Below are 20,527 nucleotides of genomic sequence, written 5' to 3'. Positions count from 1 at the left end.
GGTCAACGAGAAAATCCGCCCCTTGAAAGCCCGCCGTCCGAGAACAGATTTGCTCCAAGCCGGCCTTTTCCAGCATGGATCGACTATTGCCAGCGAATGGCGGGTGACAGCGCCTGTCACCTCTTATATCCGGTGAAGCATGGACAGCGTCGCGACTGAGCAAAAGGCCGAGGTGGATGATCGCTTCGACACCGCGCGGATCACCGCCGCGGTCGATGCGCTTGCCGAAAAGCACCAGGGACGTGAGGACGCGTTCCGCACTGCCACGGCGCAACTGCTCAAGGCCGAGCTGATCGCGGCGCGCGCCGCGGCACAAACGATCCTGCTGAAGGACCGGCACGGCCGGCGCTGCGCCGAGCGGCTGTGCCACGTGCAGGACGAGATCATCCGCATCCTGTATTCGGCGGCGACCCGCCATCTTTACCGTTCGCCGATCCCGAGCGGCGCCGAGCGCATGGCAGTGGTGGCGACCGGCGGCTATGGCCGCGGCCTGATGGCTCCCGAGTCCGATATCGATCTCCTGTTCATCCTGCCCTACAAGCAGACCGCCTGGGGCGAACAGGTCGCCGAAGCCATCCTCTATTGCCTCTGGGACATGGGGCTGAAGGTCGGGCACGCCACGCGCTCGGTCGACGAGTCGATCCGGCAGGCGCGCGGCGACATGACCATCCGCACCGCGATCCTGGAGACCCGCTTCCTGACCGGCGACCAGCCGCTCTATGACGAGCTGGTCGAACGTTTCGACAAGGAAGTGGTGCAGGGCACCGCGTCCGAATTCGTCACCGCGAAGCTCGCCGAGCGCGAGGAGCGGCATCGCCGCGGCGGCCAGTCGCGCTATCTGGTCGAGCCCAATGTCAAGGACGGCAAGGGCGCGCTGCGCGACCTGCACACGCTGTTCTGGATCGCGAAATACGTCTATCGCGTGCGCGACACCGACGAGCTGGCCGAGCGCGGCGTGTTCGACGCGCAGGAGTACCGCACCTTCCGCCGCTGCGCCGATTTCCTCTGGTCGGTCCGCTGCAACCTGCATTTCTATTCGGGACGGCCGGAGGAACGACTGTCCTTCGACCTCCAGCGCGAGATCGCGGTCCGGCTCGGCTATACCTCGCATCCCGGCATGCAGGACGTCGAGCGCTTCATGAAGCACTACTTCCTGGTTGCAAAGGAAGTCGGCAACCTTACCGCCATCCTGTGCGCCAAGCTCGAGGACCAGCAGGCCAAGCCGGCGCCGGTGCTGAGCCGGATGATGGCGCGGCTGCGCCCGACGCCTGTGAAGCGGCGGGTGCCCGACAGCGACGATTTCGTCGTCGACAACAACCGCATCAACGTCGCCGCGCCCGACGTGTTCAAGCACGATCCGGTCAATCTGATCCGCATCTTCCGCCTGGCGCAGAAGAACAATCTCGCCTTCCACCCGGACGCGATGCGCGACGTGACGCGCTCCCTCGGCCTGATCAACGCGCAGATGCGCGAGAATCCCGAGGCCAACCGGCTGTTCATGGAGATCCTGACCTCCGACAACGCGGAAATCGTGCTGCGGCGGATGAACGAGACCGGCGTGCTCGGACATTTCATCCGCGCCTTCGGCAAGATCGTCTCGATGATGCAGTTCAACATGTATCATCACTACACCGTCGACGAGCATTTGATCCGCTGCATCGGCTTCCTCCAGGACATCGAGCGTGGCGGCAACGACGAATTCACGCTCGCCAGCGACCTCATGCGCAAGAGCCGGCCCGAGCATCGGTCGGTGATCTACATCGCGACGCTGCTGCACGACGTCGCCAAGGGCCGGCCCGAGGATCACTCGATCGCCGGCGCCAAGGTGGCGCGACGGCTCTGCCCGCGGCTCGGCTTCAGCCCGGCCGACACCGAGCTCGTGGCCTGGCTGATCGAGGAGCATCTGACGATGTCGACGGTCGCGCAGTCGCGCGACCTCTCCGACCGCAAGACCATCGAGAATTTCGCCGCCGTGGTGCAGTCGGTCGAGCAGATGAAACTGCTGACGATCCTGACCACCGCCGACATCCGCGGCGTCGGTCCCGGCGTGTGGAACGGCTGGAAGGCGCAGCTTTTGCGCTCGCTGTACTACGAGACCGAGCCGGTGCTGACCGGCGGCTTCTCGGAAGTCGACCGCGGAAAACGCCTCGCCGCCGCGCACGCCGAATTCCGCATCGCCTTCGCCGAATGGCCGACCGAAGAGCTCGACGCCTATATCGGCCGGCACTATCCGGCCTACTGGCTCAAGGTCGAGCTGCCGCGAAAAATTCGTCATGCCCGTTTCGTCCGCTCCAGCGAGCAGGCCGGCCACAAGCTCGCGATCAATGTCGGCTTCGACGAGGTGCGCGGTGTCACCGAGCTCACGATCTTCGCCGCCGACCACCCCTGGCTGCTGTCGATCATCGCGGGGGCCTGTGCGTCCGCCGGCGCCAACATCGTCGACGCCCAGATCTACACCACGACCGACGGCCGCGCGCTCGACACGATCTCGATCTCGCGCGAATACGACCGCGACGAGGACGAGGCAAGGCGCGCCACGCGAATCGGCGAGATGATCGAGGACGTGCTGGAAGGCAAGCTGCGCCTGCCTGAGGTGGTGGCGCGGCGCACGGTGCGCAGCAAGGCGCGGCCGTTCGTGATCGAGCCGGAAGTGACCATCAACAACCAATGGTCCGACCGCTACACCGTGATCGAGGTCTCCGGCCTCGACCGTCCCGGCCTGCTCTACGAGCTGACCACCGCGATCTCCAAGCTCAACCTCAACATCGCCTCCGCCCATGTCGCGACCTTCGGCGAGCGCGCCCGCGACGTGTTCTACGTCACCGACCTCCTCGGCGCGCAGATCAGTGCGCCAACCCGCCAGTCCGCGATCAAGAGCGCACTGACCCACGTGATGGCCGGCGACAAGGCGGTCCAGCCGGCGGCGTGAGTGGAGAGGTCTAAACCGCCACCCCCTCATGCCTGAGCAGCCAGCGCTTGCGCTCGAGGCCACCGCCATACTTGACCAGCGAACCATCCGCGCCGATCAGGCGATGGCACGGCAGCACCACGCTGATCGGGTTGGAGCCGTTGGCGTGGCCGACGGCGCGAATGGCTTTTGGCGTGTCGATCCTTGCGGCAAGCGCGCCATAGCTCATCGTGGTGCCGACAGGGATTTGCGCCAATGCATGCCAGACCTTCTGCTGGAACGGCGTGCCGGCGATGCGCCAGGCGATGCCTGAGAGCTGGCCGAGATCGCCGTCGAAATAGCCCGACAGCGCGGTGCGCATGGCTGCCGGCGCGGGCTGGTCATTCAACTCCACCACACCGTAATGCAGACGCAAGAGCTCGCGCATGCGGTGCTCGTAATCCTCCCAGTCGAGCGCGCGCAAGGCGCCCGCGGCGTCGGTGACCAGCAGCGCGATTCCGATCGGCGTCGCCAGGCGATCGAGGCCGAAGCTTACAGACGGTTTGGTTGATCGCGCGGGCATTGCGGCACCATGGCATCGAAACACGCCATCGCACTTGCCACGCCGGCCGTGCTAACGTCCACCCGAAAGCTGACGCTGGGGAGCTCAACTTGATCCTGATCGCGAATATCCTGGTGGCGCTGGTCGCCGCACTGCACGCTTACTTCCTGATCCTGGAGATGTTTCTCTGGGACAAGCCGCAGGGCTTGAAGGTTTTCCGCAACACGCCGGAGAAGGCCGCGATCACGAAGGTCCTGGCCGCCAACCAGGGGCTCTATAACGGCTTCCTGGCCGCCGGCCTGGTCTGGGGTCTGGTGCACGGCAATCCGGCCTTCGCGTTCCAGATCAAGGCGTTCTTCCTGCTCTGCGTGATCGTGGCCGGCGCTTACGGCGCGGCGACCGTGAGCACGCGGATCCTGATGGTGCAGGCGCTGCCGGCGGCAATCGCGCTGGTGGCGCTGTTCCTCGCCTGAGCCTCGTCACCTGAGACGCTACGGCGCAGCGCCGCGATCCTTGCGCGTCGGCGAACGTTCCTCCACAATCTTCGGCAGCGATGGCGACCGTTGGCAATCAACGGGACAAGACCGTCGGTCGGAAATTCCGTCAGGAGGAACAACCCCACATGAGCAATCGCAGAGCCTTCATCACTGCTACGGCGGCGCTCGCCTTCGCGTTCTCCGCCAGCCAGGCCTTCGTAACCGAAGCCGTCGCCCAAAAGAAATACGACACCGGCGCGAGCGACACCGAGATCAAGATCGGCCAGACCGTGCCGTTCTCCGGCCCCTATTCCGTCTACGCAAATATCGGCAAGACGCAGGCCGCCTACTTCAAGATGATCAACGATCAGGGCGGCATCAACGGCCGCAAGATCAATCTGATCCAGTATGACGACGCCTATTCGCCGCCGAAGACGGTCGAGCAGGTGCGCAAGCTCGTAGAGGGCGACGAGGTCCTCTTCACCTTCCAGATCATCGGCACCGCGGCGAACGCCGCCGTGCAAAAATATCTCAACGGCAAGAAGATCCCGCAGCTCCTGGCCTCGACCGGCGCCGCGCGCTTCAACGATCCGCAGAACTATCCCTGGACCATCGCCTTTAATCCCAACTACGTGTCGGAAGGGCGCATCTACGCAAAATACATCCTCGCCACTCATCCCAATGCCAAGATCGGCGTGCTCTACCAGAACGACGACATGGGCCGCGACTACCTCGCCGGGCTCAAGAGTGGCCTCGGCGACAAGGCCGCCGGCATGATCGTCGGCGAGGTCTCCTATGAGGTGACCGATCCGACGGTGGACTCGCAGGTGGTCAAGCTGAAGTCGCTGGGCGCCGATCTTTTCTACGATGCCTCGACACCGAAGTTCGCGGCGCAGGCCATCAAGAAAGTCGCCGAGCTCGGCTGGACGCCGGTGCACATTGTGGACATCAATGCGAGCCCGATCTCGGCGACGCTGAAGCCGGCCGGCCTCGACATCTCCAAGGGCATCATTTCGACCCAATATGGCAAGGAGCCCGGCGATCCCCAGTGGAAGGACGACCCGGGCGTGAAGGCCTTCTTCGCCTTCATGGACAAGTATTTTCCCGAAGGCGACAAGCTCAACACCGTCAACACTTACGCCTATTCGGTGGCCGAGTTGCTGACGCAGGTGCTCAAGCAATGCGGCGACGACCTGTCGCGCGAGAACGTGATGAAGCAGGTCGCCAACATCAAGGACTTCACGCCCAGCATCGCGCTGCCCGGCATCAAGGTCAACACCGGGCCGAACGACTACCGCGTCAACAAGCAGATGCAGATGATGAAGTTCAACGGCGAGCGCTGGGAGCTGTTCGGACCGATCATTGAAGATGCGGGTCCGGCGGGTTAGTCTGTAAGACTTCATAGGTGGGTCACGCCCCGGATGCGCTTCGCGCATCCGCTGGGGCTGGCCCACCTTACGAACCTGCTACGAAGCCGCGCATGCTACGAACGAGGGGCGCAAGCCCCGCTTGCGTTGCAACAATGCCTCATTCACACTCGCCCTCAGCGGTGACATCAGGTGCGCATGAGCGCACCCGATTGATCACCGGCAATAAACACTGAGGAAACGCGGATGAGGAATGGAATGCTGCATCTGGCCACGGCAACGGCGCTGACCCTGGCGCTGTCGGTCTCGGCGGCCAATGCCCAGAAGAAATACGATCCGGGCGCCAGCGATACCGAGATCAAGGTCGGCCAGACGATGCCGTTTTCTGGACCGGCGTCGGCCTATTCGTCGATCGGCAAGACCCAAGCCGCCTATTTCAAGATGATCAACGACCAGGGTGGCATCAACGGCCGCAAGATCAATCTGATCCAGTATGACGACGCCTACTCGCCGCCGAAAGCGGTGGAGCAGATTCGCAAGCTCGTCGAGAGCGACGAGGTCCTGCTGACCTTCCAGATCATCGGCACGCCGGTGAACGCAGCCGTGCAGAAATATCTCAATTCGAAGAAGGTGCCGCAACTGTTCGCGGCGACCGGGGCCTCGAGGTTCACGGATCCGAAGAACTTCCCGTGGACGATGGGTTTCAACCCCAACTACTTCGTCGAAGGCCGCATCTACGGGCAATACATCCTGAAGGAGTATCCGAACGCCAAGATCGGCGTGCTCTATCAGAACGACGACCTCGGCAAGGACTATCTGAACGGCATCAAGGCCGGCCTCGGTGACAAGGCCGCCAAGATGATCGTGACCGAGGCGTCCTACGAAGTGTCCGATCCCACGGTCGACTCGCAGGTTCTCAAGATCAGGGACGCCGGCGCCGATTTGTTCTTCAGTGCGACAACACCGAAGCAAGCCGCGCAAGCGATCAAGAAGATCGCCGAGATGGGCTGGCATCCGGTGCAGATCGTCGACATCAACGCCACTTCAGTCGGAGCGGTATTGAAGCCGGCAGGGCTCGATGCCGCCAAGGGCCTGATCAGCGTGAACTACGGTAAGGAGCCGCTGGATCCAACCTGGAAGGACGACGCCGGTCTGAAGAGGTATTTCGACTTCATGGCCAAGTACTATCCTGACGGTGACAAGGACTCCAACTTCAACACCTACGGCTACAGCACGGCGCAGCTGCTGGTCCACGTGCTGAAGCAGTGCGGCGACGATCTGACGCGCGAGAACGTGATGAAGCAGGCGGCCTCGCTGAAGGACGTCGTCAGCGACACCGCTCTGCCCGGCATCAAGGCCAACACCTCGCCGACCGACTACCGCGTCAACAAGCAGCTTCAGATGATGAAGTTCAACGGCGAGCGCTGGGAGCTGTTCGGCCCGATCCTGGAGGATGCGGGTCCGGCGGGCTAGTGGTCGACAACAACGGCTTCAACGACGTCATGCCCGGGCTTGTCCCGCCTGCGCGGCCGAAGCCGCTTCGGCGAGGCGAAGGCCCGGGCATCCAGTTTCTCGGCGCAGCAAAGGAAGTCGTGGATGGCCGGGTCGAGCCCGGCCATGACGATGGGGAGAGGTCGCCGCGTGAGCGCTCCTACTCCGGGACCTCGCCAAAGTTCTTCCCGACCGGCAGCACGGCGTGGCGAATCAACCGGGAGTCCTCCACCGCGGCCTGACGGTGCTTCACCGCTTCGCGGTAGACGGGATCGCGGATCATCTCGACGAAGGCTGAGACGCTCGGATATTCGGCGATGAAGCAATGGTCCCAACGCTCGTCCTCGGGGCCGATCAGCATCAGCTCGAATTTGCCCTGCCAGACGATGCGGCCGCCGAGGCGTTCGAACACCGGGCCGCTCTCGCGGCCATAGGCCGCATAGGCTTCCGCGCCGCTCGCCTTGCGGCCGTCGGGATAGGCGGCGTCTTTGCGCAGGCGCACCAGGTTGAGCATGTGGATCGGACCGGGGCGGTTATTGTCCCGGAACTGCGCAAAAATCTCCTTGGTCGGATCGATATGGCCCATCTGAGCTCCCTTCTGTGTTCCCACTTTGTTATGCGCGATCCTAGCGCCGGCCTCTGATCGGCGGAACTGCGTCGGGCGAATGCCGCACCTCCTAATCGCGCGTTAACGCCTGGGTAACCGGGCCTTAAACAGCGACCGCTAGCGTGCGCCGGGGCGGGCTGACCGGGCGTTTGCGTATGGGGTTGGGAAAGAAGAAGGGTGGGCGGAAGGAGCCGTTGTTCGGCTTGCCCGCGGCGCTCGCCGATCTGCGCCTGACCGCGGCCGACCGCGTCCCCGGCGGCGACGACAAGCCGAAGAAACCAACGAAATCACCTGCCAAGCGCAAGAGCGACGATGCCGGCGACGAGCCGCCGCGCGAGCGGAAGGCGGCACCGAGCCGCAGCGGCGCCAAGCGCCGCGCCAAGTCGCGCATCGGCGCAGGGCTCGGCCGCCTGGTCTATTGGGGCGCGGTGCTCGGCCTGTGGGGGGTGATCGCCGTGACCGGCGTCGTGATCTATGTCGGCGCCCATCTGCCGCCGATCCAGTCGCTGGAGATTCCAAAACGCCCGCCGACGATCCAGATCGTCGGCATCGACGGCAGCATGCTGGCGCAGCGCGGCGAGATGGCCGGCGCCAACGTTTCGCTGAAGGACCTGCCGCAATATCTGCCCATGGCGTTCATCGCCATCGAGGACCGCCGCTTCTACTCGCATTTCGGCATCGATCCCGTAGGCATCCTGCGCGCCCTCGTCACCAACGTCTTGCATCGCGGCGTGTCGCAAGGCGGCTCGACGCTGACGCAGCAGCTGGCGAAGAACCTGTTCCTGACCCAGGAGCGCACCATGGCGCGCAAGCTGCAGGAAGCCGAGCTCGCGATCTGGCTGGAGCGCAAGCATTCCAAGAACGAGATCCTGGAGCTCTATCTCAACCGCGTCTATTTCGGCTCCGGCGCCTATGGCGTCGAGGCCGCCGCGCAACGCTATTTCGGCAAGTCGGCCAAGAACGTCACCGTCGCGGAAGCCGCGATGCTGGCCGGCCTCGTCAAATCGCCGTCGCGGCTCGCGCCGAACCGCAACCCCGAGGGCGCGGAAGCGCGTGCGAAGATCGTGCTCACGGCGATGGCGGATGCAAAATTCATCACCGACGCGCAGGCGCAGGCTTCGATCGGCCATCCCTCCTACAACGTGAAGCCGGTCGGCGCCGGCACGGTCAACTACGTTGCCGACTGGATCGGCGAGGTGCTGGACGATCTCGTCGGCCAGATCGACGAGAGCATCAAGGTCGAGACCACGATCGATCCGAAGCTTCAGAGCGTGGCGGAAGCCGCCATCATCGACGAGCTCGCGGCCAAGAGCGTGAAGTTCAATGTCAGCCAGGGCGCGCTGGTGGCGATGACGCCTGACGGCGCCGTGCGCGCCATGGTCGGCGGGCGGAACTATTCCGAAAGCCAGTACAACCGCGCGGTGACCGCCAAGCGCCAGCCGGGCTCCTCGTTCAAGCCATTCGTCTACCTGACCGCACTCGAGCAGGGACTGACGCCTGACACCGTCCGCCAGGACGCGCCGATCGAGGTCAAGGGCTGGAAGCCCGAGAACTACACCCATGAATATTTCGGCGGGGTGACGCTGACGCAGGCGCTGGCGATGTCGCTCAACACGGTCGCCATTCGCCTCGGCCTCGAGGTCGGGCCGAAGAACGTGGTGCGCACCGCGCACCGGCTCGGCATCTCCTCGAAGCTCGAGCCCAACGCCTCGATCGCGCTCGGCACGTCGGAAGTCTCGGTCGTCGAGTTGGTCGGCGCCTATGCGCCGTTCGCCAATGGCGGCTTCGCGACGGCGCCGCATGTCGTCACGCGCATCAAGACGCTCGGCGGCAAGCTGCTCTACATGCGCCAGGCGGACGAGCACAACCAGGTCATCGACCCGCGCTATGTCGGCATGATGAACACGATGATGCGGGAGACGCTGATATCAGGCACCGCCAAGAAGGCGGAGATCCCCGGCTGGTCGGCAGCCGGCAAGACCGGCACCAGCCAGGATTACCGCGACGCCTGGTTCATCGGTTACACCGCCAACCTCGTCACCGGCGTGTGGCTCGGCAATGACGACAACTCGCCGACCAAGAAGGCGACCGGCGGCGGCTTGCCGGTCGAAGTCTGGTCGCGCTTCATGAAGACGGCACACGAGGGCGTGCCGGTGGCAGCCTTGCCGAGCTCTCCGGGTGGCTGGGGCCTGTCGAACCTCGCGCAGGCCACGTCGCAGATATCGCCGCCGACAGCGGCAGCGCCCACGCCGTCACCGGCCAACAACGGCGGCTATCGCCCTCCCCCCACGCGCGCCAATGCGCGACCGGAAGCCGCCGCAGGACTCGATGGCTGGCTGATGGATCGACTGTTCGGCGGGAATCGCTAGGTTCTGATTGAGGTCCGGGTGACCTCAAAACAAAAACTGCGAAAACAACCCCATGCACAGTAGCCGAGGATAACGAAATCAACGGCTTGCGCGGGCAGCAGAGACGCTTGAAACGCGCGCTCGGCTGCCATTCGCTGCGAAGGCGGGGAACCGAGTACGCCGCGGCCTCTCGGTTCAATAACAACCGCCTCGGAATGCTGGATCGCCCGGTCGAGCCGGGCGATGACAGCGTCAGATGGAGGCTAATAGCGAGAGCTAATCCTCGACCCCATACCGGTGCAGATCATTGCCGTATGTGTCGAGCCACTTCTTGGCGCGCTCCATTGACGGGCAGACTTTTCCGCACACGCGCCAGAACCGCGCCGAGTGGTTCATCTCGACGAGATGGGCCACTTCATGGGCGGCGAGATAGTCGAGCACGTAGGGCGGCGCCAGGATCAGGCGCCAGGAGAACGACAGCGAGCCCGCCGAGGTGCAGGAACCCCAGCGGCTGGACTGATCGCGGATCGAGAGCCGCTTCACCTTGACGCCGAGTTCGGCGGCATAGGCTTCCGCCGAGCGCTGAAGATCGCGGCGCGCCTCGCGCTTGAGGAAGTCACTGACGCGGCGGTCGGCATGCTCGACGCCGCCGGCGACGCAGAGAATGCGTTCACCGCTATCGCGCGTCTCGGTCCACACCGTGCCGCGCGTGCCGGCGCGATGAACGATGCGATGGGGCGTGCCGCGAAGCGGTATCACCGTGCCAGGTTGGAACGGCGCGGCCTTCGGCAAACGGCCGAGACGTGCCGCGATCCAGGCGCCGTGACGCTGCGCGAAGTCTTTTGCTTCGGCGAGCGTACCGCGCGGCGGCATGGTGAGGATGGCTTCGCGATCGCTCGGATGGATTCTGAGCGTGTAGCGGCGCGCGCGGCGGTGCCGCCGCAGTCGAATCGCGAAAAATTGCGATCCATGGGTGATCAGGAGGGTCTTCGGTTCGTGGGGCCGACGATAGAGGAGTGCGCGAGTGGCCATGTCTGTCAGTCCGGGGGGCAGGAGGGCGCCCGGATTCTGCCATAACCGCCGCCAGGGAAAGCGCTCGGCGCAAAAACAAATCATTTGCCCAATATACAGGGGTCAGGCGTCCGGGAGACCCTACAGACTGGGGTTGGAACCCGTTTTTTTCGCCCCCGCTGGACGCATGCGGCACCCCCAAGGGGTGAGGTGGGACTCACTCCTACAAAGCTACCTAAATACCGCGAATCTGGAGGGAACTCGGGCCTGCCGGAGCCTCCGACAGGGCGTCGTTTTTCAACGGGAAAGCCGAAAAACGCGTTTATTCGGCTGCGAGAGCCTGCAACGAGCTCGGATTCGCAGCCGAGACCATGAAGTCATGGATGCGCGGCACGATTTCCGACTTGAAACGCGAACCGTTGAACACGCCGTAATGTCCGACGCCCTTCTGGACGTAATGAACGCGGCGATCATCGGGGATCGAGCTGCACAATGTGTGCGTTGCTTCGGTCTGACCGATCCCGGAGATGTCGTCGTTCTCGCCTTCGACCGTCATCAACGCGACGCGCGTGACCTTGGAGGGATCGACGCGTGTTCCACGATGGGTCATCTCGCCTTTCGGCAGCGAGTGCTTCACGAACACGGTATCGACGGTCTGCAGGTAATACTCGGCGGAGAGATCCATCACCGCGAGATATTCGTCGTAGAAGTCGCGATGCTTGTCGACGAGGTCGCCGTCGCCCTTCACCAGATTGGCGAAGAGCTGCTTGTGGGCATCCATGTGCCGATCGAGATTCATGCTGATGAAGCCGTTCAGCTGCAGGAAGCCCGGATAGACGTCGCGCATCATGCCGGGATGCGGGAACGGCACCTTGGTGATGACGTGATTGCGGAACCAATCGATGCCGCGCTCCTGGGCAAGGTCATTCACGCCGGTCGGATTGCGGCGGGTGTCGATCGGACCGCCCATCAGCGTCATCGAGATCGGCACGAAAGGATCGCGGCGCGCTTCCATGATCGAGACGGCAGCGACGACTGGCACGGAGGGCTGGCACACCGCCAGCACATGGGTGTTGCCGCCGAGGACATGCAGCATCTCGATGACGTAGTCGATGTAATCGTCGAGATCGAAGCGGCCGTCGCTGAGTGGCACCATGCGGGCGTCGGCCCAGTCGGTGATGTAGACCTCGTGCGCCGGCAGGAAGGCTTCGACCGTGCCGCGCAGGAGCGTCGCATAATGGCCGGACATCGGCGCGACGATCAGCACGCGCGGCTGCGGGCTGCGCAAGGGACGCGCGAATTTGCGATCGAAGTAGAGCAGGCGGCAGAACGGCTTTTCCCAGACCGGGCGGACCTCGACCGGGACACGGATGCCGTTGACCTCGGTGTCGTTGAGGCCCCATTCCGGCTTGCCGTAGCGCCGCGTGGTGCGTTCGAACAATTCGCAGGCCGCGGCGACCGACTTGCCGATCTCGGTGCGCGCCCACGGGTTCATGGGATTCTGAAACAGGAGCTTGGTCGCGTCGGTGACCGCGCGCGCCGGATTGAGAGAGGCCTGCGCCATCTCGTACATCCAGTACATCGGCGTCGTCAGAACCGGACTGCCTTCAGCCGCCAGGGGCGGCGCGCCGCCAAACTCACCAATCGGCATAATCATATTCCTCTTCGCATCGCAGCATACTGCCGAATGCGTAATATTGCGTCAATGCATGGTTCCGTACATCTACGTAGCGAAGACGGTTAAACCAGCCTGAATCCACGAGAAAGTGACGTTATTCGCCGCCCGACAGCAGCGAACCCTGCTTCCGGGCGCTGCGCAAAAGGGCAAGGAATGCCCCAAAAGATGCCACCAGCAGCACCACGTTGATGGCCAACGCACTCAGCATCAGATCGATCCTGAAAGTGTTTTCGATCAGCAGCGCGCGCATTCCTTCGAACACGTAGGTCGGTGGCAGTGCCCAGGCGACGTATTGCAGCCAGATCGGCAGCACGCTGACGGGATAGTAGACGCAAGCGAGCGGCATGATCGCGAACATCAAGGTCCAGACGATGCTCTCGGCACCAAGACCGTTCCGCAGAACCAGGCCCGAGACGAAGATGCCCACCGACCAGCTCGTGAAGATCAGATTGCAGAAGAATGCGATCAGCGGCAGGCCGAGCGCATAAACGTTGAAGTGAAACAGAAAAAGCGCGAGCAGCGTCATCGGGATGACGCCGATCGCGAGCCGGATCAGGCTCATGATCATCAGCGACAGCAGAAACTCGATCGGCTTCAACGGGCTCATCATGAGATTGCCGAGATTGCGCGCCCACATCTCTTCCAGGAACGAGATGGAGAAGCCGAGCTGTCCCCGGAACAGGATGTCCCAGAGGATGACGGCGCCGATCAGGGTGCCGCCGGCACGCGCGAAGAAATTGGCGTTCTGGGCGATGTAGAACTGGAGAAAGCCCCAGGTGATGACTTGCAGCGCGGGCCAGTACAGCAATTCGAGCAGCCGCGGCCAAGACGACACCAACAGGTACCAATAGCGCAGGATCATCGCGCCGATGCGGTGGGCGGAAATGCCGCGGTGGAGGGAAAGCCCGCTCATCGCACGGCCTCCTTCGCACCGTTCACCCGACCGCGCGCGACGTCGAGAAATACCTCTTCGAGCGTAGAGCGGTTGTAGCGGGCCATGATGGCTTCGGGCGTATCGTCGTCCTCGACGCGGCCGCGCTTCATGATGATGACGCGGTCGCAGAGCCGCTCGACCTCGAGCATGTTGTGCGAAGCCAGGAGGATGGTGGCGTTGTTCTCCTTGCGATAGCGCTCTAGATGACCCCGGACCCAATCGGCCGTGTCAGGATCGAGCGAGGCGGTCGGCTCGTCCAGCAAGAGCAGCTCGGGCTGGTTGATCAGCGCCTTGGCGAGCGCGACGCGGGTCTTTTGCCCGGCGGAAAGCTTGCCGTTGGCGCGGTCGATGAAATCGACGAGATCGAGATCGTCGGCAAGCTTCGCGATGCGATCGGAGAGGTTTTTCACCGCATAGAGCCTGCCGAACACGTTGAGATTCTGACGCACCGTGAGCCGCATCGGCATGTCGACATAGGGGCTCTCGAAATTCATCCGCCCCAGCACGGAAGCGCTCTCCTCCGGCATCCGATGCCCGAGCACCCTGACGCGGCCGGAGGTCGCCAGCACCAGACCCATGACCATCGCGATGGTGGTGGTCTTGCCGGCGCCGTTGCCGCCGAGAAGCCCGGTGATGCTGCCGCGCGGGAGCGAAAACGAGATGTCGTCGACGGCGCGGGTCTGCTTGTAGACCTTGACGAGGCGATCGACTTCGATTGCCGCGGATGGGGTGCTACCCGCGACAGTCGGCCGACTTGAAGCCTGGTCATTCCCGGTCATGCTGGGGCGTTCTTCTGCTATTGCATCGGGGAGCGCAAGCCTTGATGTAATAAGCCTTGATGTAACAAGCCTTGATGTAACAGGACTTGGTCTAACAAGACTTGATGTAAGAGGCTTGTCATTCCGGGTGGTTCCGCGAGCTTCGCGTTTGTGATCGAGAAAGCACCGCCAAATTGGCCGACATGACCGAGACTGCCGCTTCCGATTTCCGCGCCCCGCAGCGGCATATCCGCCTGGACACGATCCTGCGGCTGCGCTGGCTTGCGGTGCTCGGCCAGCTCGCTGCGATCTTCATCGTGGCGCAAGGACTGGAGTTCAACGTCGAGATCGTTCCCTGCGTCAGCATCATCGCGCTGTCGGCGGCGCTCAATCTGGCGCTGCAGACCGTGTCCAATCCGCTGCAGCGGCTGAAGCCCACGCAGGCGGCCGGACTGCTCGCGCTCAACATCGTGGAGCTGGCCGGCCTGTTGTTCTTCACCGGCGGACTCCAGAACCCGTTCTCGTTCCTGTTTCTCGCCCCCGTGCTGATCTCGGCCACCGCGCTGCCGGCCCGCTTCACCTTCGGCCTCGGTGTGCTGGCTGTCGCCTGCGCCTCGGTCCTGTTCTACTTTCATCTGCCGCTGCCCTGGGATTCCGACGATCCGCTGGTGTTGCCGCCGATCTATCTCGTCGGCGTCTGGCTCTCGATCGTGCTCGCGATCGGCGTCACCAGCCTCTACTCGTTCCAGGTGACCGAAGAGGCGCGCAAGCTCGCGGACGCGCTGGCCGCGACCGAACTGGTGCTGACGCGCGAGCAGCACCTGACCCAGCTCGATGGCCTTGCTGCTGCCGCCGCGCACGAGCTCGGCACGCCGCTCGCGACCATCTTCCTGATCTCACGCGAGCTGGAAAAGACGGTGAAGGATGCGAGCTTTGCCGCCGACCTGAAGACCCTGCGCGAGCAGACCCAGCGCTGCCGCGACATATTGAGCAAGATCACCCAGCTTTCCTCCGAAGGCGCGCCGTTCGACCGCATGAAGCTGTCGGAGCTGATCGAGGAAGTGGTGGCGCCGCATCGCGATTTCGGCATCGAGATCAAGGTGCGGATCGCGGTGGCGATCGTGGCCGAGCCGGTCGGCTCGCGCAATCCGGCGATCCTCTATGGTGTCGGCAACATCGTCGAGAATGCGGTCGATTTCGCCAACACCACGGTCGAGGTGAATGCGTGGTGGAACAAGGACACGATCGAGATCCTGATCTCCGACGACGGCCCCGGCATTCCGCCCGATATCCTGAACCGGATCGGCGAACCCTATTTGTCACGGCGACGCACCCAGGACGAAGGCGGCGGCCTCGGATTGGGCGTGTTCATCGCCCGCACCTTGCTCGAACGCACCGGCGCCAAGGTCTCGTTTACCAACCGGACCTTTCCGGAACACGGCGCGGTGGTCCAGATCACGTGGCAGCGAGAGCGTTTTGAGGCTATCGAGACGTTCGAAGAAACAATAGGATAGGCCGCGACCTTGCGTCGCACGACCGGGCCGATCGACTATTGGCGGCCTTGGCACCGTCCGATTGCGACGCCATATGTAGAAGCGCTGGAAAAAGGACAACACCTTGAACGCCATCGCCGAACTGAACGAACAGACCGACCGCTCGCTTCTCATCGTGGAGGACGACAAGCCGTTCCTGGAGCGGTTGTCGCGCGCCATGGAAACGCGCGGCTTTGCGGTGACATCGTGTGACACCGTTTCGGATGGCCTCGCACAGATCGGCAAGGCGGCGCCGGCCTTCGCCGTGGTCGATCTGCGGCTCGGCGACGGCAACGGCCTCGACGTGGTCTCGGCGCTGAAGAAGAAGCGGCCCGATGCCCGCGCGATCGTGCTGACCGGCTATGGCAACATCGCCACCGCCGTCACTGCGGTGAAGATGGGCGCAATCGATTATCTCTCGAAGCCCGCGGACGCCGATGACGTCGTCGCCGCGCTGCTGTCGACCGGGACGGACAAATCCGAGCTGCCGGCGAACCCGATGTCGGCCGACCGCGTGCGCTGGGAACACATCCAGCGCATCTACGAGATGTGCAACCGCAACGTCTCGGAGACGGCGCGGCGGCTGAACATGCACCGCCGCACGTTGCAGCGGATCCTGGCCAAGCGCGCGCCAAGGTGACGGTTCCGTAGGGTGGATTAGCCGAAGGCGTAATCCACCTTTTCTCGTGCGACGGCAAAAATGGTGGGTTACGCTACGCTAACCCACCCTACGAAATCATTCCCAAAAATCCGCATGACCTTGCGGATCGACCAGGCGGTTGATCCTCAGCGCCGCCGCCATCGCGAAACGCACCGTCATCTGCTTGCGCGTGGCCGCAGCGAGCTTGTGCTCGGGTGCCTCGCACTGCAGGTGCGCGCCATAGGCGTCGGCGATGATCAGGCCGGTATCTTGCGGAAAGATCTCGCAAGGCAGATCCTGCGTGAAGGCAAAGAACAGCCGATCGCAATGGGCGCGGTATTCGTGCCATTTCTGGTCGGCGCGCAGATCCTCCACCGACGACTTGATCTCGACGATCCAGATCTCGCCGCGCTCGTTCAGCGCCACGAGATCGGCGCGCCGGCCCGAGGGCAGCGGCAATTCGCTGACACAGGTGAAGCCGAGCGAGCGGAGCAACCGCGCTGTGCCGCGCGCGATCGCCAGCGCCGTCTCGGATTGACGGCGGTCGGGCGGCGGCACCAGGGCGATGCGGGCGGAATTGTCCATGGAAGGAGGATAGCCGATTCCATCCCCAGTGTCGTCCCGGCGAAGATGGGCCGGGAACCTCCCTCTCCCCTCGCACTTATCACGCAGCCGCCGGAGGTCGCGGGCGGACCCATGAGGCTGCCCCGCCATGATCGACGATCTCTGGTACAAGAACGCTATCATCTATTGCCTCTCCGTCGGCACCTATATGGACGCCAACGGCGACGGCGTCGGCGATTTCAAGGGGCTGCTGCGCCGGCTCGATTATCTGCACGGGCTCGGCATCACCACGATCTGGCTGATGCCGTTCCAGACCTCGCCGGGCCGCGACGACGGCTACGACATCGCTGACTATTACAGCGTCGATTCCCGCTACGGCACGCTTGGCGACTTCGTCGAGTTCACCCATGGCTGCAAGCAGCGCGGCATCCGTGTCATCATCGACCTCGTGGTCAACCACACCTCCGACCAGCACCACTGGTTCAAGGAAGCCCGGCGCGACAAGAGCTCGCCCTACCGCGACTGGTATGTGTGGTCCGACAAGAAGCCGGCCAATGCCAACAAGGGCATGGTGTTTCCCGGCGTGCAGAAATCGACATGGACACGCGACAAGGAAGCGGGCGCCTATTACTTCCATCGCTTCTACGATTTCCAGCCGGACCTCAACACCTCGAACCCGCACGTGCAGGCCGAGATCCTCAAGATCATGGGCTTCTGGATCCAGCTCGGCGTCTCCGGCTTCCGCATGGATGCGGTGCCCTTCATCATTGCGACCAAGGGCGCGAAGGTGAGGAAGCCTGTCGAGCAATATGACATGCTGCGCGCGTTCCGCGAATTCCTGCAATGGCGGCAAGGCGACGCCATCATCCTCGCCGAAGCCAACGTGCTGCCGGAGACCGACATGGAATATTTCGGCCGTGATGGCGACCGCATGCACATGATGTTCAACTTCCACGTCAACCAGCATCTGTTCTATGCGCTGGCATCCGGCGATTCGCGCCCGCTGGCGAAATCGCTGAAGGCGACCAAGCCGCGGCCGGCCGCGGCACAATGGGGCCTGTTCCTGCGCAATCACGACGAGCTCGATCTGGGACGATTGACCAAGGCCCAGCGCGACATCGTCTTCAAACGCTTCGGTCCCGACAAGGACATGCAGCTCTACGACCGCGGCATCCGCCGCCGTCTCGCGCCGATGCTGGGCGGCGACCGCCGGCGGCTCGAGCTCGCCTACAGCCTGATGTGCACGCTGCCGGGAACGCCCGTGATCCGCTATGGCGACGAGATCGCAATGGGCGATGATCTGGCGCTGCCCGAGCGCAATTGCGCGCGCACGCCGATGCAATGGTCCACTGAGCCCCATGGCGGTTTCACCAAGAGCGACAAGCCGGCATGCCCCGTCATCGACCAGGGGCCTTACGGCTTCGAGCACGTCAACGTCGCCAAACAGCGGCGCGATCCCGATTCCATGCTGAACTGGACCGAGCGTATCGTCCGCATGCGCAAGGAGGTGCCGGAGATCGGCTGGGGCGATTTCGCCATCATCCCGACGCGCGATCCCGCCGTGTTCATCATGCGCTACGACTGGCGTAACAATTCCGTGCTGTTCGTGCACAATCTCGACGAGAAGCCGCGCGAGATCGCATTTTCCGTGGGCCTGCCTGATGATGCCGGCGAGCATCTCATCAACCTGCTAGCGGAGGATCACAGCCACGCCGACAAGCGCGGCCAGCACCGCATCGTGCTGGAGCCGTACGGCTATCGCTGGTATCGCGTCGGCGGGCTGGATTATTTGCTGAAGCGGAGCGACATCGACGAGACGGTGCGGCGCAACAAGCATCCGGGGTGAACTTGTCGTCCTGGCGAAAGCCAGGACCCATTACCCCAAAGGTCGTTGTGGCGCGCAGGCAGTAACCACGAATCTTCGCCAAACCATTTGCCGTGGTAATGGGTCCTGGATCTGCGCTTCGCTTGTCCAGGACGACGGCTAAGCGGGTGGCGCGATGATCACGCCCTCATTCCCGCGCAAATCCAGCACGCCCTCCAGCCGCTCGCCCTCCCGATCCAGGAATGTCGACAGCAATATCTCGCTGCCGAACCTGATCGCGCTGGTGGTGACGGCGATCGGCTCGGAGCCGAGATTGAGCACCACGATCACCGCCCTGCCCTCGGCCTCGCGGCGATAGATCAGCAGATCGCCTTGCGCCGCGATCGGGTGATAGTCGCCCGAGACCAGCGGCTTGCATGTCTTCCGCAACGTGATCAGGCGCTTGTACAGCGCGAGGATCGAGCGCGAATCGGCCTCGAGATTGACGACGTTCTCATGGATGTGATCCTCGGGCAGCGGCAACCACGGCTTGACGCCCGAGAAGCCGCCGAAGCCGGAGGAATCCCATTGCATCGGCGTGCGGCAGCCGTCGCGGCCGACACCGATGCCGGGCACGTTCTTCTCGAAGGGGTCGCGCACGTCCTCGGGCGCGATCGCGAGCTGATGCATGCCAATCTCGTCGCCGTAATAGAGCGTCGGCGTGCCACGCAGCGTCAGCAGCAGCATGGCGGCGACGCGGGCCTGCTCGGGCCCGACGCGGCTTGCCACGCGCGGACGATCGTGATTGCCGAGCACCCAGTTCGGCCAGGCGCCTTTCGGCAGCGCCTTCTCGTAATCATCGATGATCTTCTCGATCGAGCGCGCGCTCCAGAACGTCGAGAGCAGCGCGAAATTGAACGGCATCTGCGCGCCGGTGAGATCGTTGCCGTAATAGGCCATGAGCCGATGCAGCGGCAGATAGACCTCGCCGATCAGCACGCGGGCCTCATACGCGTCGGTGACGCGCCGCATCTCGGCGATGACGTCATGCACCTCCGGCTGGTCGGTGGAATATTGCGTGAGGATTTTTTCGTTCGGCGGCCGGCCCTCGACATAATGCGGGTTTTGCGGATTGTCGCGGAACTCGGCATCCTTGATCAGGTGCCAGATCACGTCGACGCGAAAGCCGTCGACGCCCTTCTCCAGCCAGAACCGCATCACGTCGTAGATCGCGGCGCGGACATCGGGATTGCGCCAGTTCAGGTCGGGCTGCTGGGCCAGGAAGGCGTGGTAATAATATTGGCCTGTCGTCTCCTCGAACTGCCACGCGCTGCCGCCGAATTCGGACAGCCAATTGTTCGGCACGCCGCCGTCGGGGCCCGGATCGCGCCAGACGTACCAGTCGCGCTTGGGGTTGTCGCGCGAGGCACGGCTCTCGGCGAACCAGGGATGCTGGTCCGAGGTGTGGTTGGGCACGAGGTCGAGGATCAGCTTGAGGCCGTTGTCATGCGCGGCCGTGAGCAGCGCATCGAAATCCTCCATCGTGCCGAACAGCGGCTCGATGCCGGTATAGTCGGAGATGTCGTAGCCGAAATCAGCCATCGGCGAGGGGAAGATCGGCGACAGCCAGATCGCGTCGACGCCGAGCGATGTCACATAAGGCAGCCGCTGCAAAATGCCGGCGAGATCGCCGACGCCATCACCGTCGCTGTCCTGAAAAGAGCGCGGATAGATCTGATAGAAGATGCCGTCGCGCCACCAATTCCCGCCGCCCTGAGCCATGCCGGAGATACCGCCCTGAATTGACCTTGCGCGAGAGAACGCGGAAGGAACGTCCCGGTTCAAACCGGGAAGCGAAATGGGGCGTC

The 20,527-nt window shown here is 63.6% G+C and carries 16 protein-coding genes; 8 read left to right on the top strand and 8 right to left on the bottom strand.

Annotation, left to right across the window (positions count from 1 at the left end):
- The first annotated feature begins 139 nt into the window (after positions 1–139).
- Positions 140–2,929 carry a [protein-PII] uridylyltransferase gene (locus IVB31_RS31140; RefSeq protein WP_247331781.1) on the top strand — a complete coding sequence of 930 codons (2,790 nt, stop codon included), beginning with the start codon at positions 140–142 and terminating at the stop codon, positions 2,927–2,929.
- A 10-nt stretch (positions 2,930–2,939) separates the two neighbouring features.
- On the opposite strand, the gene IVB31_RS31135 is transcribed toward IVB31_RS31140, so the two are convergent.
- Positions 2,940–3,470, bottom strand: a complete 531-nt coding sequence (locus IVB31_RS31135) for a methylated-DNA--[protein]-cysteine S-methyltransferase (RefSeq protein ID WP_247331780.1) — start codon at positions 3,468–3,470, stop codon at positions 2,940–2,942.
- 95 nt (positions 3,471–3,565) lie between these two features.
- On the opposite strand from IVB31_RS31135, the gene IVB31_RS31130 reads away from it, so the two are divergent.
- The 3 genes from IVB31_RS31130 to IVB31_RS31120 all read left to right on the top strand — a co-directional run bounded on the left by IVB31_RS31130 (position 3,566) and on the right by IVB31_RS31120 (position 6,765).
- On the top strand, positions 3,566–3,922 hold the full coding sequence (locus IVB31_RS31130; protein WP_247332341.1) for a DUF1304 domain-containing protein: 357 nt from the start codon (positions 3,566–3,568) through the stop codon (positions 3,920–3,922).
- Between the two features lie 149 nt (positions 3,923–4,071).
- Complete coding sequence (locus IVB31_RS31125) at positions 4,072–5,313, top strand: ABC transporter substrate-binding protein (protein ID WP_247331779.1); 1,242 nt, start codon at positions 4,072–4,074, stop codon at positions 5,311–5,313.
- A 225-nt stretch (positions 5,314–5,538) separates the two neighbouring features.
- Positions 5,539–6,765, top strand: coding sequence for an ABC transporter substrate-binding protein (locus IVB31_RS31120; RefSeq protein ID WP_247331778.1), 1,227 nt, complete (start codon positions 5,539–5,541; stop codon positions 6,763–6,765).
- 178 nt (positions 6,766–6,943) lie between these two features.
- Here IVB31_RS31120 and IVB31_RS31115 read toward each other — a convergent pair whose 3' ends face one another.
- Entirely contained in the window at positions 6,944–7,369 is a 426-nt protein-coding gene (locus tag IVB31_RS31115; protein WP_247331776.1) for a DUF1330 domain-containing protein, read from the bottom strand.
- Positions 7,370–7,545: 176 nt separating this feature from the next.
- On the opposite strand from IVB31_RS31115, the gene IVB31_RS31110 reads away from it, so the two are divergent.
- Positions 7,546–9,759: a penicillin-binding protein 1A gene (locus IVB31_RS31110; RefSeq protein WP_247331774.1), complete on the top strand. Its 2,214-nt coding sequence runs from the start codon at positions 7,546–7,548 to the stop codon at positions 9,757–9,759.
- 255 nt (positions 9,760–10,014) lie between these two features.
- On the opposite strand, the gene IVB31_RS31105 is transcribed toward IVB31_RS31110, so the two are convergent.
- From IVB31_RS31105 to IVB31_RS31090, 4 genes are all read right to left on the bottom strand, one after another.
- A complete protein-coding gene (locus IVB31_RS31105) occupies positions 10,015–10,854 on the bottom strand; it encodes a SprT family zinc-dependent metalloprotease (protein ID WP_247331773.1) in 840 nt (279 codons plus the stop codon).
- A gap of 217 nt (positions 10,855–11,071) precedes the next feature.
- Positions 11,072–12,400 (bottom strand): polyhydroxyalkanoate depolymerase, encoded by a 1,329-nt coding sequence (gene phaZ / locus IVB31_RS31100; RefSeq protein ID WP_247331772.1) that lies wholly within the window; start codon positions 12,398–12,400, stop codon positions 11,072–11,074.
- Positions 12,401–12,521: 121 nt separating this feature from the next.
- Positions 12,522–13,340 (bottom strand): ABC transporter permease, encoded by an 819-nt coding sequence (locus IVB31_RS31095; protein ID WP_247331771.1) that lies wholly within the window; start codon positions 13,338–13,340, stop codon positions 12,522–12,524.
- Positions 13,337–14,140 carry an ABC transporter ATP-binding protein gene (locus tag IVB31_RS31090; protein ID WP_247331770.1) on the bottom strand — a complete coding sequence of 268 codons (804 nt, stop codon included), beginning with the start codon at positions 14,138–14,140 and terminating at the stop codon, positions 13,337–13,339. The genes IVB31_RS31095 and IVB31_RS31090 overlap by 4 nt, the downstream gene beginning before the upstream one ends.
- 182 nt (positions 14,141–14,322) lie before the next feature.
- Here IVB31_RS31090 and IVB31_RS31085 point away from each other — a divergent pair, with 182 nt between their 5' ends.
- Positions 14,323–15,633 carry an ActS/PrrB/RegB family redox-sensitive histidine kinase gene (locus IVB31_RS31085; protein ID WP_247331769.1) on the top strand — a complete coding sequence of 437 codons (1,311 nt, stop codon included), beginning with the start codon at positions 14,323–14,325 and terminating at the stop codon, positions 15,631–15,633.
- A gap of 103 nt (positions 15,634–15,736) precedes the next feature.
- On the top strand, positions 15,737–16,291 hold the full coding sequence (locus IVB31_RS31080; RefSeq protein ID WP_187436523.1) for an ActR/PrrA/RegA family redox response regulator transcription factor: 555 nt from the start codon (positions 15,737–15,739) through the stop codon (positions 16,289–16,291).
- A gap of 96 nt (positions 16,292–16,387) precedes the next feature.
- Here the strand turns inward: IVB31_RS31080 and IVB31_RS31075 are convergent, their stop codons facing one another.
- A complete protein-coding gene (locus IVB31_RS31075) occupies positions 16,388–16,876 on the bottom strand; it encodes an MmcB family DNA repair protein (RefSeq protein ID WP_247331768.1) in 489 nt (162 codons plus the stop codon).
- Between the two features lie 127 nt (positions 16,877–17,003).
- Between IVB31_RS31075 and IVB31_RS31070 the strand changes: the two genes are divergently transcribed.
- Positions 17,004–18,701 (top strand): alpha-amylase family protein, encoded by a 1,698-nt coding sequence (locus IVB31_RS31070; protein ID WP_247331767.1) that lies wholly within the window; start codon positions 17,004–17,006, stop codon positions 18,699–18,701.
- A gap of 138 nt (positions 18,702–18,839) precedes the next feature.
- On the opposite strand, the gene IVB31_RS31065 is transcribed toward IVB31_RS31070, so the two are convergent.
- On the bottom strand, positions 18,840–20,441 hold the full coding sequence (locus IVB31_RS31065; protein WP_247331765.1) for an alpha-amylase family glycosyl hydrolase: 1,602 nt from the start codon (positions 20,439–20,441) through the stop codon (positions 18,840–18,842).
- Between the last annotated feature and the right edge of the window lie 86 nt (positions 20,442–20,527).

The organism is Bradyrhizobium sp. 21 (assembly GCF_023073335.1).
Taxonomy (GTDB): domain Bacteria; phylum Pseudomonadota; class Alphaproteobacteria; order Rhizobiales; family Xanthobacteraceae; genus Bradyrhizobium.
The sequence above is the reverse complement of the archived record's forward strand: the minus strand, read 5'-3'. Positions and strand labels throughout refer to the sequence as shown.

Bases quoted from the DNA above. Each gene is read 5' to 3' on its own strand.
- IVB31_RS31115 (WP_247331776.1), bottom strand. From the start codon at position 7,369: ATGGGCCATATCGATCCGACCAAGGAGATTTTTGCGCAGTTCCGGGAC.
- IVB31_RS31135 (WP_247331780.1), bottom strand. From the start codon at position 3,470: ATGCCCGCGCGATCAACCAAACCGTCTGTAAGCTTCGGCCTCGATCGC.
- IVB31_RS31070 (WP_247331767.1), top strand. From the start codon at position 17,004: ATGATCGACGATCTCTGGTACAAGAACGCTATCATCTATTGCCTCTCC.
- IVB31_RS31140 (WP_247331781.1), top strand. From the start codon at position 140: ATGGACAGCGTCGCGACTGAGCAAAAGGCCGAGGTGGATGATCGCTTC.
- IVB31_RS31095 (WP_247331771.1), bottom strand. From the start codon at position 13,340: ATGAGCGGGCTTTCCCTCCACCGCGGCATTTCCGCCCACCGCATCGGC.
- IVB31_RS31090 (WP_247331770.1), bottom strand. From the start codon at position 14,140: ATGACCGGGAATGACCAGGCTTCAAGTCGGCCGACTGTCGCGGGTAGC.
- IVB31_RS31120 (WP_247331778.1), top strand. From the start codon at position 5,539: ATGAGGAATGGAATGCTGCATCTGGCCACGGCAACGGCGCTGACCCTG.
- IVB31_RS31075 (WP_247331768.1), bottom strand. From the start codon at position 16,876: ATGGACAATTCCGCCCGCATCGCCCTGGTGCCGCCGCCCGACCGCCGT.
- IVB31_RS31105 (WP_247331773.1), bottom strand. From the start codon at position 10,854: ATGATTTGTTTTTGCGCCGAGCGCTTTCCCTGGCGGCGGTTATGGCAG.
- IVB31_RS31110 (WP_247331774.1), top strand. From the start codon at position 7,546: ATGGGGTTGGGAAAGAAGAAGGGTGGGCGGAAGGAGCCGTTGTTCGGC.
- IVB31_RS31085 (WP_247331769.1), top strand. From the start codon at position 14,323: ATGACCGAGACTGCCGCTTCCGATTTCCGCGCCCCGCAGCGGCATATC.
- IVB31_RS31125 (WP_247331779.1), top strand. From the start codon at position 4,072: ATGAGCAATCGCAGAGCCTTCATCACTGCTACGGCGGCGCTCGCCTTC.
- IVB31_RS31065 (WP_247331765.1), bottom strand. From the start codon at position 20,441: ATGGCTCAGGGCGGCGGGAATTGGTGGCGCGACGGCATCTTCTATCAG.
- phaZ (WP_247331772.1), bottom strand. From the start codon at position 12,400: ATGCCGATTGGTGAGTTTGGCGGCGCGCCGCCCCTGGCGGCTGAAGGC.